The 15,276-nt window shown below is 43.3% G+C and carries 5 protein-coding genes, 2 tRNA genes and 4 rRNA genes; 4 read left to right on the plus strand and 7 right to left on the minus strand.

The window, feature by feature from the left end; genetic code table 11:
* The first annotated feature begins 14 nt into the window (after positions 1 to 14).
* The 4 genes from FFJ24_RS14955 to FFJ24_RS14970 all read left to right on the plus strand — a co-directional run bounded on the left by FFJ24_RS14955 (position 15) and on the right by FFJ24_RS14970 (position 7,138).
* A complete protein-coding gene (locus tag FFJ24_RS14955) occupies positions 15 to 1,304 on the plus strand; it encodes a folylpolyglutamate synthase/dihydrofolate synthase family protein (protein ID WP_138817994.1) in 1,290 nt (429 codons plus the stop codon).
* A 67-nt stretch (positions 1,305 to 1,371) separates the two neighbouring features.
* Positions 1,372 to 3,030: an alkaline phosphatase PafA gene (gene pafA / locus FFJ24_RS14960; RefSeq protein ID WP_138817995.1), complete on the plus strand. Its 1,659-nt coding sequence runs from the start codon at positions 1,372 to 1,374 to the stop codon at positions 3,028 to 3,030.
* A 213-nt stretch (positions 3,031 to 3,243) separates the two neighbouring features.
* Complete coding sequence (locus FFJ24_RS14965) at positions 3,244 to 3,612, plus strand: VOC family protein (protein WP_210419375.1); 369 nt, start codon at positions 3,244 to 3,246, stop codon at positions 3,610 to 3,612.
* Positions 3,613 to 3,742: 130 nt separating this feature from the next.
* The gene (locus tag FFJ24_RS14970) at positions 3,743 to 7,138 is read left to right on the plus strand and encodes a methylmalonyl-CoA mutase family protein (protein WP_138817996.1); all 3,396 of its coding nucleotides are present in this window, start codon (positions 3,743 to 3,745) and stop codon (positions 7,136 to 7,138) included.
* 79 nt (positions 7,139 to 7,217) lie between these two features.
* Here FFJ24_RS14970 and FFJ24_RS14975 read toward each other — a convergent pair whose 3' ends face one another.
* The 7 genes from FFJ24_RS14975 to FFJ24_RS15005 form a co-directional block, all read right to left on the minus strand.
* Positions 7,218 to 8,198, minus strand: a complete 981-nt coding sequence (locus tag FFJ24_RS14975; RefSeq protein ID WP_086547398.1) for an acyl-ACP desaturase — start codon at positions 8,196 to 8,198, stop codon at positions 7,218 to 7,220.
* Between the two features lie 745 nt (positions 8,199 to 8,943).
* Positions 8,944 to 9,055: ribosomal RNA gene (rrf, locus tag FFJ24_RS14980) — 5S ribosomal RNA — on the minus strand.
* Between the two features lie 190 nt (positions 9,056 to 9,245).
* Positions 9,246 to 9,357 (minus strand): 5S ribosomal RNA (gene rrf / locus FFJ24_RS14985).
* A gap of 141 nt (positions 9,358 to 9,498) precedes the next feature.
* A 23S ribosomal RNA gene (locus FFJ24_RS14990) occupies positions 9,499 to 12,373 on the minus strand.
* A 429-nt stretch (positions 12,374 to 12,802) separates the two neighbouring features.
* Positions 12,803 to 12,879: transfer RNA gene (locus tag FFJ24_RS14995), tRNA-Ala, on the minus strand.
* 82 nt (positions 12,880 to 12,961) lie between these two features.
* Positions 12,962 to 13,039, minus strand: a tRNA-Ile gene (locus tag FFJ24_RS15000).
* 252 nt (positions 13,040 to 13,291) lie between these two features.
* Positions 13,292 to 14,813, minus strand: a 16S ribosomal RNA gene (locus FFJ24_RS15005).
* Together the 16S, 23S and 5S rRNA genes with 2 tRNA genes alongside form the textbook arrangement of a ribosomal RNA operon.
* Positions 14,814 to 15,276 lie beyond the last annotated feature (463 nt).

Genomic DNA, 15,276 nt, shown 5'->3' on the forward strand with positions numbered 1-15,276 from the left:
ATTTGACGCATATTATGAACTACCAACAAACGCTTGATTTTTTATATAGTAAACTCCCGATGTTTACCCGTGTCGGCGCCTCTGCTTTCAAAAAAGATTTGACCAATACCATCATTCTTTGTGAGGCTTTAGATAATCCACAAGATAAATTTAAAAGCATCCATGTGGCCGGAACAAACGGGAAGGGTTCAACATCGCACATGCTGGCTTCCGTACTACAGGCCCAGGGCTATAAAACAGGATTGTACACCTCACCACATTTAAAAGATTTCCGCGAACGCATCCGCATCAACGGAAAAATGATGAGTAAAACTGAAGTCGTATCGTTCGTAAAATATCAACAAAAATTGATCGAAAAAACTGAACCTTCTTTTTTCGAAGTTACCGTTGCCATGGCATTCGATCATTTTGCAAAACATGATGTAGATATAGCCGTAATCGAAGTGGGCTTAGGCGGAAGACTGGATTCTACCAATATCATTACGCCACAAATTTCAGTTATCACCAACATTAGCCTCGACCATACCAATATGTTGGGCAATACCCTGTCCGAAATTGCAGGTGAAAAAGCAGGTATCATTAAAAAGAATATTCCGGTAATAATTGGCGAAACCCAGGAAGAATCGGCACCGGTTTTCATTAAAAAAGCCAAAGCTGAGGGCGCTCCTATTGTTTTCGCTGATCAAGTGTTAACTGCCCAGGACTTTAAAATCAAAAACAGTAAACTTTCCTTGTCCGTTTATCAGCATGGTAAAATCAAATACAAAAATCTTCAAAGCGATCTTACCGGGGTTTATCAGCATAAAAACATCCTAACCGTTTTAGAAACACTAGCTATACTGAATGAGGAAACCGAAATTAAAACCGATCAGGAAAGTATTTATAAAGGAATAAGCCAGGTAAAAAAACAAACCGGTTTGCAGGGCCGTTGGCAAACTTTATCTAAAAATCCTTTAGTCATCTGCGATACCGGCCATAACGAAGCGGGAATTAAGGAGGTGATCAAAAACATTACACAAACTCCGTATCAAAACCTGCACATTGTTTTTGGCATGGTAAACGATAAGGATATTTCGAAAGTGTTGTCGCTGATGCCGAAAAATGCCATTTACTATTTTTGCAAACCCGACTTAGAACGTGGTTTAGCCGCAAAGGCCTTAAAAGAACAGGCGGCAGCATTTAACTTAAACGGAAACAGTTATGCATCAGTTGCCGAAGCAAAAGCTACTGCCATTCAGGCAGCCGATACACAAGACCTTGTTTTTATAGGTGGAAGCACATTTGTAGTAGCCGAAGCGATATAAAATCTTTACATAAACTTCAAAGTAGCTTTATCTAAATTGATTACTTTAGCCATTTAACTAAAACACAATGAAGAAAATACCCCGTCTAATTTTTACTATTTCTATTTTTTCGATCTCACTTTCCTCAGCTCAAACCAAAAAATCTACCACAGTGCCTTCAAAAGCATTTCCAGCGGAGGTTGCACGCCCCAAATTGGTGGTTGGCTTAGTGGTCGACCAAATGCGCTGGGATTATTTATACCGCTACTATAACCGCTATAGCAATGGTGGATTTAAAAGATTAATTAACGAGGGTTTTTCTGTGGAAAATACCTTCATCCCCTATACACCAACTTATACTGCATGTGGCCATACTTGCATTTACACCGGTTCGGTTCCGGCTGTTCATGGTATTATCGGTAACGATTGGTACGATCCTGAAACCAAAAAGAATGTTTATTGTACAGAGGATTCTTCAGCATCCACTGTTGGCAGTACACCCTCATCAGAAGGTAATATGTCGCCAAAAAATATGCTAACCACTACCATTACAGACGAATTGAGATTAGCCACAAACTTTAGAGGCAAAGTAATCGGCATTTCATTAAAAGATAGAGGTTCCATCCTTCCGGCCGGCCATGCGGCAAATGCGGCATATTGGTACCAGGGCAGTACCGGAAACTGGATTACCAGCACCTATTATATGAAAGAAGTGCCAACCTGGATCGCGGATTATAACAAACTGAAACTGGCTAACAAGTTCTATGCAAAAAACTGGGAAACTTTATACCCGATCAATACCTATGTAAACAGTACCAAAGATGAGAATGCTTACGAAGGCAAATCAAGCACATTTCCTCACCAGTTAACACAAAACGTTGATAAAAATTTCGATGCCATTAGAAGCACCCCTTATGGTAATACCATTACGCTAGACCTCGCCAAATTAGCCATCCTATCAGAAGATTTAGGTCAGGATAATATTACTGATTTCTTAGCCGTAAGTTGCTCATCTACCGATTATGTTGGTCATGCCTATGGTCCGAACTCAGTAGAGGCTGAAGATACTTATTTACGTTTAGACAAAGATTTCGAAGAGTTTTTCAACTACCTGGATAAAAAAGTAGGCAAAGGAAATTACACGGTATTTTTAACTGCTGATCATGGTGCAGCGCATGTACCGGGCTTTATGCAGGAGAACAAATTACCTTCAGGTGTAGTGAGTGACCGTGATATCGCAAACAAATTAAATGCTTACTTAAATGATAAATTTAAAGTAAACAATATTGTTTTAAGATCGATGAACAACCAGATCATTTTCGATCATGATAAAACCGAAAAAGGTGATGTGAGTTTCGATGTAATTAAATCAGCATCAGTAGAATTCTTAAAAAGATTAGACGGTTTCCAAAATGCTGTTGATATCGCTAAAATATCGCAAAGCACACTTCAGGAAATCCAGAAAAAAATGATTACCAACGGATACAATACACGCAGAAGTGGTGATATCTATTATGTTTTACAACCAAACTGGTTTAACGGTAGCAGTACAGGTACAACCCACGGAAACTGGAATCCATACGATTCGCACATTCCATTGGTTTTTATGGGCTGGGGAATCAAATCAGGTGCTTCTAATAAAACACATTACATGACCGATATTGCACCAACGCTGGCTGCGCTGCTCCATATTCAGATGCCAAATGGTAATGTTGGAGAACCAATCACAGAGATTACAAACAAATAATTTAAGAAAACTATGCTCACCAGCATAGTTTTTTTGTTTTTACTTAAATCGTCATCTCGACTGGAACGCAGTGTAACGGAGAGATCTGCCTCGATAGATTTAGCTTCGCTGAGCACTACGTGATTTCCGACTACGTTGCACTCTGCTCGAAATGACGACCTCGTAAAATATCTTATATAGTAAAAAATAAACTATATTTTTTATCTTAACATCATGTCAACATACACCGCTACTAAACTTACCCCCATGCTCGAATCGCATGATATGCAGGCAACATTAAAGTTTTACACAGAAGTCCTAAACTTCACCTGTGATGTAAAGCTTAATGACCTAAGTTGGTTAAGCCTCCGCAAAGATGAGATAGAAATCATGTTCTGCAGCCCTAACGAGCATCGCAATATTCCAAAACCGATCATGAGTGGTTCACTTTACATCAAAACAAATGAAGTAACAGCACTCTGGGAAAGTTTAAAAGATCATGGCAAAATCTGTTATCCGCTTGAAGATTTTGACTACGGCATGAGGGAGTTTGCCATTTACGATAATAATGGTTATTTACTGCAGTTCGGTCAAAATTTATAACTGAACCAAAAGCCATAACAGTATAGGGTATTCGTGCTTTAAGCTGCTTAATTTACTACATTTGCATACCAAATATATTTGGAAACAAGGATCGGTAACCAGAGCATAACGATCGTTAAAATCCTATAGTATGCAACAAGTAGAAATCTATAAGCCTAAAAATAAAATCCGTTTTGTAACCGCTGCATCCCTTTTCGATGGACACGACGCCACCATCAATATTATGCGTCGTATCCTCCAATCTTCAGGTGCCGAAGTGATTCACCTTGGCCACAATCGATCGGTTGACGAAGTGGTAAACTGTGCCATTCAGGAAGATGTTCAGGGCATTGCAATGACATCTTATCAGGGCGGACACATTGAATACTTTAAATACATGCACGATCTCCTGCAAGAAAGAGGTTCCGGACATATTAAAATATTTGCAGGTGGTGGCGGCGTAATCCTACCTTCAGAAATTGAAGAACTTCAGGCTTACGGAATTTCTAAAATCTACTCTCCGGATGATGGCCGTAAAATGGGGTTGCAGGGCATGATCAATGATATGCTGATCCAAACCGATTTCGTTACCAAATCCAATATCACTAACGAGCTCGAAACCATTCCAACAAAAGATATCAAAGCCATCGCCGGGGCCATTACCGTTGCAGAAAATGATCCCGAAGGCGCGCAGAAATTTGTTGATGAATTAAAAAAACTCTCCAAAAATAATACGGCGCCTATCTTGGGCATTACCGGAACTGGCGGTGCCGGAAAATCGTCTTTAGTAGATGAACTTGTTCGACGTTTTTTGGTAGAAGTGAAAGATAAAACTTTAGCTATCATATCAGTAGATCCTTCGAAAAGAAAAACAGGCGGGGCATTACTTGGCGACCGTATCCGCATGAATGCGATCAACAATCCCAGGGTTTATATGCGCTCATTAGCTACCCGGCAGGCCAATCTTGCCCTATCCAAAAATGTACAGGAAAGTATCGATATCTGTAAAGCAGCAGGTTATGATTTAATTATTGTAGAAACTTCGGGCATTGGCCAATCGGATACTGAAATTACCGAACATTGCGATGTTTCGCTTTATGTAATGACTCCCGAATTTGGGGCGGCTACACAATTAGAGAAAATCGACATGTTAGATTTCGCCGATTTGGTAGCCATTAATAAATTCGACAAAAGAGGCGCTTTAGATGCCTTACGTGATGTACGTAAGCAATACAAACGTAACCATAATATTTTCGATGCCAAAGACGATGAAATTCCTGTCTACGGAACCATGGCTTCGCAATTTAACGATCCAGGCATGAACAACCTGTTTGTGGCCTTAATGGAGCAAATCAAATTAAAAACCGGAACAGATTTTAAAGCCAAAATGGAATTAACTTCCGATCAATCAGAGAAAATTTACATTATCCCTCCCGATCGCATCCGCTACCTGGCAGAAATTGCCGAAGCAAGCCAGACATATAACGAATGGGTAGATAAACAGGCCAACATCGCCCGCAAAATGTACCAGCTTAAAGGTGTAATCGATTTATTAAGCGAGAATAATTCCCCTCTTCCAGAGGGGTGTCTGCAGGACGGGGTGTCAAAAAGCCTAAATGCAACCTATGAATTCTTCGAAGAGCAATTAGATGGCGAATGCAAACGTTTACTCCGACAATGGCCAGAAACCAAAAGAGCTTACAAAGAAGAATTTTTCATTTATAAAGTCCGCGATAAAGAAATTAAACAGCCTTTATTTTACGAATCACTTTCCAAACTGAATATCCCAAAGGTAGCCTTACCAAGATATGAAGATTGGGGCGATATTTTAAGGTGGCTGTTAACCGAAAACCTACCCGGCGAATTTCCCTATGCGGCAGGTGTATTTCCTTTAAAAAGAGATGGTGAAGATCCTACCAGGATGTTTGCCGGAGAAGGTGGCCCCGAAAGAACGAATAAACGTTTTCACTATGTGTCGTTAGGCCAACCAGCACATCGCTTATCCACCGCATTTGATTCCGTTACCCTTTATGGAGAAGATCCTCATATTCGCCCCGATATTTACGGGAAAATCGGAAACTCGGGTGTAAGTATTGCCACTTTGGATGATGCCAAAAAATTATACTCCGGTTTTGATCTTTGTGCGCCATCTACTTCAGTATCCATGACCATTAACGGTCCGGCACCAATGTTATTGGGCTTTTTCATGAATGCCGCAATTGATCAGCAATGCGAAAAATACATTATTGAAAATGGTTTAACAGAAGAAGTTGAGGCTAAAATTGTTTCGATTTATAAAGCCAAAAATATAGAAAGACCATCATACAATGGTGTGCTTCCGGAAGGAAACGACGGCTTAGGTTTGATGCTTTTAGGCGTTACAGGCGATCAGGTTTTACCTGGTGATGTTTATGCGAGCATAAGGGCAAAAGCCATTAGTTCAGTAAGGGGAACCGTTCAGGCCGATATTTTAAAGGAAGATCAGGCACAGAATACCTGCATATTTTCAACAGAATTTGCCTTAAGGATGATGGGCGATATCCAGAAATACTTTATCGATGAAAAAGTAAGGAATTTCTATTCGGTTTCCATTTCTGGCTATCACATTGCAGAAGCTGGAGCCAATCCGATCTCACAGCTGGCTTTTACCCTAAGTAACGGATTTACCTTTGTAGAATATTATTTAAGCAGGGGCATGCATATTGATGATTTTGCACCTAACTTATCTTTCTTCTTCTCCAATGGAATTGATCCTGAATACGCCGTTATCGGTCGCGTAGCCAGAAGAATCTGGGCCAAAGCCATCAAGAATAAATATAAAGGGAACGATCGTTCACAGAAGCTTAAATATCATATTCAAACTTCTGGTCGTTCATTACATGCCCAGGAAATCGATTTTAATGATATCCGAACCACTCTACAGGCACTATATGCCATTTACGATAACTGTAATTCACTCCACACCAATGCTTATGATGAAGCCATTACTACGCCTACAGAAGAATCTGTAAGGAGAGCCATGGCAATCCAACTGATCATTAACAGGGAACTAGGCCTGGCCAAAAACGAAAATCCGCTACAAGGCGCTTTTATCATCGAAGAACTGACTGACCTGGTAGAAGATGCTGTTCTTGCCGAATTTAAGCGCATAAACGATCGTGGCGGTGTTTTAGGGGCAATGGAAACCATGTATCAACGTGGGAAAATCCAGGAAGAAAGTTTGTATTACGAAACCCTGAAACATACCGGCGAATACCCGATTGTAGGTGTAAATACGTTTTTAAATAAAAATGGTTCCCCTACTATTGTTCCCGGCGAAGTGATACGTGCTACTAAAGAGGAAAAGCAGTACCAGATTTCAGCATTGCAGAAATTTCAGGGCCGTAATGCAGACCGTTCAGCAGATTTACTGAAACAATTGCAAAAATCAGCCATTGCAGGCGATAACATCTTTGAACAGTTAATGGAAATCTGCAAAATTTGTTCTTTAGGTCAAATTAGTAAAGCCCTTTACGAGGTAGGTGGACAATATAGAAGAAACATGTAATAAAAAAAGCCCCCATAAAGTGTCTAACTTTTTGGGGGCACTGCAAAACCGAGGGCTTTATATATCTTCTGTATGACTATTATCCAGCAATCCAGCTAAATTTATAATCAATCGTTGGATTTTTCATTCGCTCTGCAACACGTAATAAACGCGAAGGTAAAGCCATAATATAATCACGGGCTTTTTCACCAGCCTCATTTAGATCGCGCATCCCTTCAATTTTCCAGTCTTCAATCAACTGTTGCATAATTTCAACATAATCAATTGCAGTATAAACGCCTAAACGCTGTGCAGCATCGGTAAAGTGACCAAAAGTCTGACCAATCTTCAAACCTACCTCACGTAAGAAATGCGCTGGCATTACAATTTTCTGGCGCATCATATCTTCAAAAGCCAACATCGCTTCATTAGGATCAACTTCGAAAATACGGTTCATGAAATCTTTATAAGCCTTAGCATGTCTCGCCTCATCAGAAGCAATTACACCACACATTCTTGATAATAAAGTATCACCGTCTTTTTTTGCTAGAGAAGCTACCCTTCTGTGGGAAATATTGGTTGCCATTTCCTGGAAAGAGGTGTAGATAAAGTTACGGTATGGATCATGCCCGGTACCGATATCGAAACCGTCAGCAATCAGATATTGTGTAGAAATTTCCATCTGGCGCATATCTACACGACCTGACAGATATAAATATTTATTTAACAAATCACCATGACGGTTCTCTTCAGCGGTCCAATGTCTGTTCCATTTCATCCATCCACCATCTTCTTTCATGCTTGGACCCTGTACCATGGCTAACCACGATTCGTAAGTAGGCAATGCTTCTTCAGTGATCGTATCGCCGATTAATACGGCTACAAGATCGTAAGAAAGATCCTTTGCATTATCCCTTAATATTCTAATATCTTGATAAAATGTTTCGCTAGTAGAATCAGGAAGAAAATCAGATGGTTGCCAGTTAGTATCAATTGGTTTAAGATAGGTATCCATCATCTCCAGCATATACTTTTCTATATGCACCATCACTTCCCTTCTTTTATCTGCAAAAAAACTCATTATTTGTATTTATATATTGTTAACAACAAAGATAACCAAATATTGCGGCAAACCTTATGATATTAACATATTTAGCGCTAAATCAGTTTTAAATGTGATCAAAATCAGTAAGATGCTCTTAAATGGCATTCTATAGATGGTGAGTGACGATTTAGATAATCCTTTTCAATTGTTTTTATTTTTTCAAAGCGCAGTTTCCTGTGCGTTCAGGGTTTGATTCGGTACTGCTGTTCGTTTTACTCCGCCCATGAAGAATTGGCTCCGTGCTCATTCCCATCAGTGCTATGGAAAACGGATCATGGAATAGAATCGTCTCTGCGGAATCAGCGTGATCTGCGGGAGCAACTCTTAACTTTTCTTAACTCCTTAATGGTAAAAAAAACCTCCTAGTTTTGAAGCGCAGTTTCCTGTGCTTGTAGGCCAGGTTCCCTCCTGCTGTACGCTGAATCCTTTTGGGAAACCATTCTAACATAAACAATCATCTTTACCCAAAAGGGATACCGCTTCCATCAGGGCTGTTTAACCCTGGCCAGAAGATAAAAACAGGTAAGATGGAAAACGGATGATGGAATGGCCTCTGCGGAGATCAGCGTGATCTGCGGGAACACTCCCTTAAACTTTCTTCACTCCTTAATGGTGAGAATAATCAAGAACTGTTAATTAAATGGAAGCTAATAATATATTTCAAAAAGCCTTTAAAACGAAGAAAACCCTTCAACATTTCTGCTGAAGGGTTTCTTTTAAGATCTGGCACCGACCTACTCTCCCACGTGTTACCGCAGTACCATCGGCTCTGGTGGGCTTAACTTCTCTGTTCGGAATGGGAAGAGGTGGACACCACCGATATAGGCACCTGAATATTTTTAATTAAGGTTGAAGGAAGGAGGGTTTTAGGGAGGGAGGGTTATACCTTCCGCCTTTCTACCGTCGGCCTTCCAGCCTTAATGTATATCGATTTCAGTATTTCAATTTTGCTGACCTTAAACACAAGGCCTTGTATATAACAAGAAAACCCTTCAACATTTCTGCTAAAGGGTTTCTTTTAAGATCTGGCACCGACCTACTCTCCCACGTGTTACCGCAGTACCATCGGCTCTGGTGGGCTTAACTTCTCTGTTCGGAATGGGAAGAGGTGGACACCACCGATATAGGCACCTGAATGTTTTTAATTAAGGTTAAAGGGAGGAGGGTTTTAGGGTGGGAGGGTATATACCTTCCGCCTTTCTACCTTCGGCCTTCCAGCCTTAAATGACATATTATTGAAAGAAGTTAGTTTGAAGAACAAACAACAGTCTGTTTGCTTTGAAAGCTTCGGATGATTAGTACTACTCGACTGTGCTGTCGCCAGCTTTACATCTGTAGCCTATCAACGTAGTAGTCTGCTACGGTCCTATATGGAATTCTCATCTCGTGGCTAGTTTCGCACTTAGATGCTTTCAGCGCTTATCTATTCCCAGCGTAGCTACTCTGCAATGCCCCTGGCGGAACAACAGATTCACTAGAGGCTGGTCCAACCCGGTCCTCTCGTACTAAGGTCAGCCCCACTCAAAATTCCTACGCCCACAACAGATAGGGACCGAACTGTCTCGCGACGTTCTGAACCCAGCTCGCGTGCCACTTTAATCGGCGAACAGCCGAACCCTTGGGACCTTCTCCAGCCCCAGGATGTGACGAGCCGACATCGAGGTGCCAAACCTCCCCGTCGATATGAGCTCTTGGGGGAGATCAGCCTGTTATCCCCAGCGTACCTTTTATCCTTTGAGCGATGGCCCTTCCATGCAGAACCACCGGATCACTATATCCGTCTTTCGACCCTGATCGACTTGTCTGTCTCACAGTCAAGCAAGCTTATGCTATTGCACTCCGCGTACGGTTACCAAGCGTACTGAGCTTACCTTTGAAAGCCTCCGTTACCTTTTTGGAGGCGACCACCCCAGTCAAACTACCCATCAAACAATGTCTCCCCCTTAGAGGGATTAGACACCGAATACAGAAAGGGTGGTATTTCAACGTTGGCTCCACGACGCCTAGCGACGCCGCTTCAAAGCCTCCCACCTATCCTACACATCCTGTATCCAATGTCAATGTTAAATTGTAGTGAAGGTGCATGGGGTCTTTCCGTCCCGTTGCGGGTACCCGGCGTCTTCACCGGGACCACAATTTCACCGAGCTCATGGCTGAGACAGCGCCCAGATCGTTACACCATTCGTGCAGGTCGGAACTTACCCGACAAGGAATTTCGCTACCTTAGGACCGTTATAGTTACGGCCGCCGTTTACTGGGGCTTCGATTCAATGCTTCTCTTACGATGACATCCCCTCTTAACCTTCCAGCACCGGGCAGGTGTCAGGCCTTATACCTCATCTTTCGATTTTGCAAAGCCATGTGTTTTTGTTAAACAGTCGCCTGGGCCTTTTCACTGCGGCTGACATTACTGCCAGCGCCCCTTCTCCCGAAGTTACAGGGCCATTTTGCCGAGTTCCTTAGCCATGATTCACTCGAGCACCTTAGAATCCTCTTCCCGGATACCTGTGTCGGTTTGCGGTACGGGTTTTTATAACCTGAAGCTTAGCGGTTTTTCTTGGAAGTCTGATTACCTGCACTATCCACTCACCCGAAGGCTTGCGGTACTATCAGCGTTCAGCTAGATCGGCGGATTTGCCTACCGTTCTAATACCTACAGCCTTTAACGATCTATTCCGTCAGATCGCGGCAGTGTCACTACTCCGTCCCCACATCGCAGTTATAAAAAGTACGGGAATATTAACCCGTTGTCCATCGAATTTCCCCTTCGGGTTCTCCTTAGGTCCCGACTAACCCTGATCCGATTAGCGTTGATCAGGAAACCTTATCCTTTCGGTGGGCGGGTTTCTCGCCCGCCTTATCGTTACTTATGCCTACATTTGCTTTTCTATAAGCTCCAGCACCCATTACCAGGTACCTTCGCTGCCGATAGAATGCTCCCCTACCGATATATTTCAATCCCATAGCTTCGGTGTACAGTTTAATGCCCGTTTATTATCCATGCCCGATCGCTCGACTAGTGAGCTGTTACGCACTCTTTAAATGAATGGCTGCTTCCAAGCCAACATCCTAGCTGTCTGTGCAATCGGACCTCGTTAGTTCAACTTAACTGTAACTTGGGGACCTTAGCTGATGGTCTGGGTTCTTTCCCTCTCGGCGCGTGACCTTAGCACCCCGCGCCTCACTGCCGACTATATTATATAGCATTCGGAGTTTGTCTGGATTTGGTAGGATTTGACTCCCCCGCACCCAATCAGTAGCTCTACCTCTATATAACTCAACGTCGACGCTGTTCCTAAAAACATTTCGGGGAGTACGAGCTATTTCCCAGTTTGATTAGCCTTTCACCCCTACCCACAGATCATCCGGAAACTTTTCAACGTTTATCGGTTCGGTCCTCCAGTACGTGTTACCGCACCTTCAACCTGTCCATGGGTAGATCACAAGGTTTCGCGTCTACCTCCTCTGACTATACGCCCTATTCAGACTCGCTTTCGCTTCGGATCCGTGCCTGAAGCACTTAACCTTGCCAGAGAAGAGTAACTCGTAGGCTCATTATGCAAAAGGCACGCCGTCACGCCACCTGGACGCTCCGACCGCTTGTAAGTACACGGTTTCAGGTTCTATTTCACTCCCCTGTTCGGGGTTCTTTTCACCTTTCCCTCACGGTACTGGTTCACTATCGGTCTCTCAGGAGTATTTAGCCTTACCGGATGGTGCCGGCAGATTCCCACAAGGCGTCTCCGACCTCGCGGTACTCAGGATACTGCTAGGCTAGCATTCTATACGTGTACCGGGCTATCACCGTGTATCGCTGGGCTTCCCATCCCATTCCACTTCTGTTTGCTAATGCCATGTTGCAGTCCTACAACCCCCACTTTGCCGTAACAAAGTAGGTTTGGGCTCTTTCCCTTTCGCTCGCCACTACTTAGGAAATCATTGTTATTTTCTCTTCCTCTGCTTACTTAGATGTTTCAGTTCGGCAGGTTTGCTCATTATATGTGACATGTCTTCAACATGCCGGGTTGCCCCATTCGGAAATCTTCGGATCAATTCCTATTTGCAAATACCCGAAGCTTATCGCAGCTTATCACGTCCTTCATCGCCTCTGAGAGCCAAGGCATCCCCCGTGTACTCTTTATTACTTTCTTCTACTCTTGCGCCTTTTGCGCCGCAAGGTATGCTTTTTTGCTCTTGTTATGATGTCTCATTCCCAACGTAAAGTCGGGAGAGCACAAACACAACAGTCGCCTATTGTTGTTTGCTCTTCTTTTTTAACTTCTTCCAATATGTCAAAGAACTTTACTGAGGCTGAAGGCCGAAGGTATAAAGGCGGAGGGTTTCATTGTCCCCAACCTAAGCTTCGTTTCAGCTTCGTTAGTAAAAAACTGCGGTCTCGAACCGTTTCATATTTCGATATTATTATATCTATATATGTGCCCCCTGGCGTTTCTTCTTTTCTTAATCTTTATGTCAATGTATATTATCTATCCCGATAATAAGGTATTTATTCTGTTGTGGTCTATGTACCGGCTTAAAGTTTACCTCTTTGCCTTCTACCTTCTGACCCTCAACCTCAATGGTGGAGAATAACGGAGTCGAACCGTTGACCTCCTGCGTGCAAGGCAGGCGCTCTAGCCAGCTGAGCTAATCCCCCAGAGTATCAGTTTTGAGTTTGGAGTCATTAGTCTGGAGTATTCATAACTCCCAGGCTCTTTTCTCTTTACTCCCAACTTCAATGGTAGTCCCGTCCAGATTTGAACTGGAGACCCCTACATTATCAGTGTAGTGCTCTAACCAGGCTGAGCTACGGGACTTCTTGATTTCAGGTAAGCAATAGTTTGCAGTATATAGTATCTTACCGCTACTGCTTCCTTTGGCTTCCCCTTCTTGTCTCCGTTAAGCTTACCTTTATAGTAGCCCACCGTTTTCTTCTGGGTGTTTCTTTTTTCTCTTGTGCTTTTAAAGTATTTAGTATCCAGTATCAAGACCTTAAGCCTTATACCTTATTACCATATACCTTAATTAGAAATATCATGTTGCGTGGCGAGTAGGTGAGTCTACTCCAGAAAGGAGGTATTCCAGCCGCACCTTCCGGTACGGCTACCTTGTTACGACTTAGCCCCAGTTATCGGTTTTACCCTAGGACGCTCCTTACGGTTACATACTTTAGGTACCCCCAACTTCCATGGCTTGACGGGCGGTGTGTACAAGGCCCGGGAACGTATTCACCGCGTCATTGCTGATACGCGATTACTAGCGAATCCAACTTCATGGGGTCGAGTTGCAGACCCCAATCCGAACTGTGAATGGCTTTGTGAGATTCGCATCATATTGCTATGTAGCTGCCCTCTGTACCATCCATTGTAGCACGTGTGTAGCCCCGGACGTAAGGGCCATGATGACTTGACGTCGTCCCCTCCTTCCTCTCTGTTTGCACAGGCAGTCTGTTTAGAGTCCCCACCATTACATGCTGGCAACTAAACATAGGGGTTGCGCTCGTTGCGGGACTTAACCCAACACCTCACGGCACGAGCTGACGACAGCCATGCAGCACCTAGTTTCGTGTCCTTGCGGACTGATCTATCTCTAAATCATTCACTAACTTTCAAGCCCGGGTAAGGTTCCTCGCGTATCATCGAATTAAACCACATGCTCCTCCGCTTGTGCGGGCCCCCGTCAATTCCTTTGAGTTTCACTCTTGCGAGCGTACTCCCCAGGTGGAACACTTAACGCTTTCGCTTAGCCGCTGACTGTGTATCGCCAACAGCGAGTGTTCATCGTTTAGGGCGTGGACTACCAGGGTATCTAATCCTGTTTGATCCCCACGCTTTCGTGCCTCAGCGTCAATAAGACCATAGTAAGCTGCCTTCGCAATCGGTGTTCTGAGACATATCTATGCATTTCACCGCTACTTGTCTCATTCCGCCTACCTCTAGTCCATTCAAGCCCATCAGTATCAAGGGCACTGCGATAGTTGAGCTACCGTCTTTCACCCCTGACTTAACAGGCCGCCTACGCACCCTTTAAACCCAATAAATCCGGATAACGCTTGGATCCTCCGTATTACCGCGGCTGCTGGCACGGAGTTAGCCGATCCTTATTCTTCCGGTACATTCAGCTCTCTACTCGTAAAGAGGTTTATTCCCGGATAAAAGCAGTTTACAACCCATAGGGCAGTCTTCCTGCACGCGGCATGGCTGGTTCAGAGTTGCCTCCATTGACCAATATTCCTTACTGCTGCCTCCCGTAGGAGTCTGGTCCGTGTCTCAGTACCAGTGTGGGGGGTCATCCTCTCAGATCCCCTAGTCATCGTCGCCTTGGTGGGCCGTTACCCCGCCAACTAGCTAATGACACGCATGCCCATCTTTATCCTATAAATATTTGAACATTGGATAATGCTATCCTGTGTTTTTATGCGGTGTTAATCCGGATTTCTCCGGGCTATCCCCCTGATAAAGGTAGGTTGCATACGCGTTACGCACCCGTGCGCCACTTTCTCTTCCAGCAAGCTGGAAAATATCGTTCGACTTGCATGTATTAGGCCTGCCGCTAGCGTTCATCCTGAGCCAGGATCAAACTCTCCATTGTAAAATGTGTTGTAAGATGCTGACCAGTTTTAACTATTGTTAAAAATAGTCTTCTTTTTTTTATGTTGTCTGTTAGACACCACCTTTAAAATAAAGCTACGTAATCATGTACTTTGATCGGTACTCCATTACCTCGCTACGCTACATTGACATCTCTTTTAAGAACTTACTGACCTGGTAAACCTCACGGCCGGTCATTTATATATATATCTTCAAACTTCTGTTCGTTCAAGTCGTGTTCGTCTTAAACGTGTTTCCATTTGTTTCAATCTTTTTTCTATCTTTCCGGCATCCGCCGTTCCGATTTTTTTACCCTTCCTTTCGGTTGGGAGTGCAAAGGTAAGGATCTTTTCCGAACTTCCAAATAAAATAAATTTTATTTTTTAAGCCTTCTTCTGTCCTTGTTTGCTTTTCAATATGCCAGGTTTAACTGGCTTTCCGTTCTTCCGAACCGGGCTGCAAAG

The sequence above is a fragment of the Pedobacter sp. KBS0701 genome (genome assembly GCF_005938645.2).
Classification (GTDB): Bacteria; Bacteroidota; Bacteroidia; order Sphingobacteriales; family Sphingobacteriaceae; genus Pedobacter.

Coding starts and splice junctions, on each gene's coding strand:
- FFJ24_RS14955 (WP_138817994.1), top strand. CDS start 15: ATGAACTACCAACAAACGCTTGATTTTTTATATAGTAAACTCCCGATG.
- pafA (WP_138817995.1), top strand. CDS start 1,372: ATGAAGAAAATACCCCGTCTAATTTTTACTATTTCTATTTTTTCGATC.
- FFJ24_RS14965 (WP_210419375.1), top strand. CDS start 3,244: ATGTCAACATACACCGCTACTAAACTTACCCCCATGCTCGAATCGCAT.
- FFJ24_RS14970 (WP_138817996.1), top strand. CDS start 3,743: ATGCAACAAGTAGAAATCTATAAGCCTAAAAATAAAATCCGTTTTGTA.
- FFJ24_RS14975 (WP_086547398.1), bottom strand. CDS start 8,198: ATGAGTTTTTTTGCAGATAAAAGAAGGGAAGTGATGGTGCATATAGAA.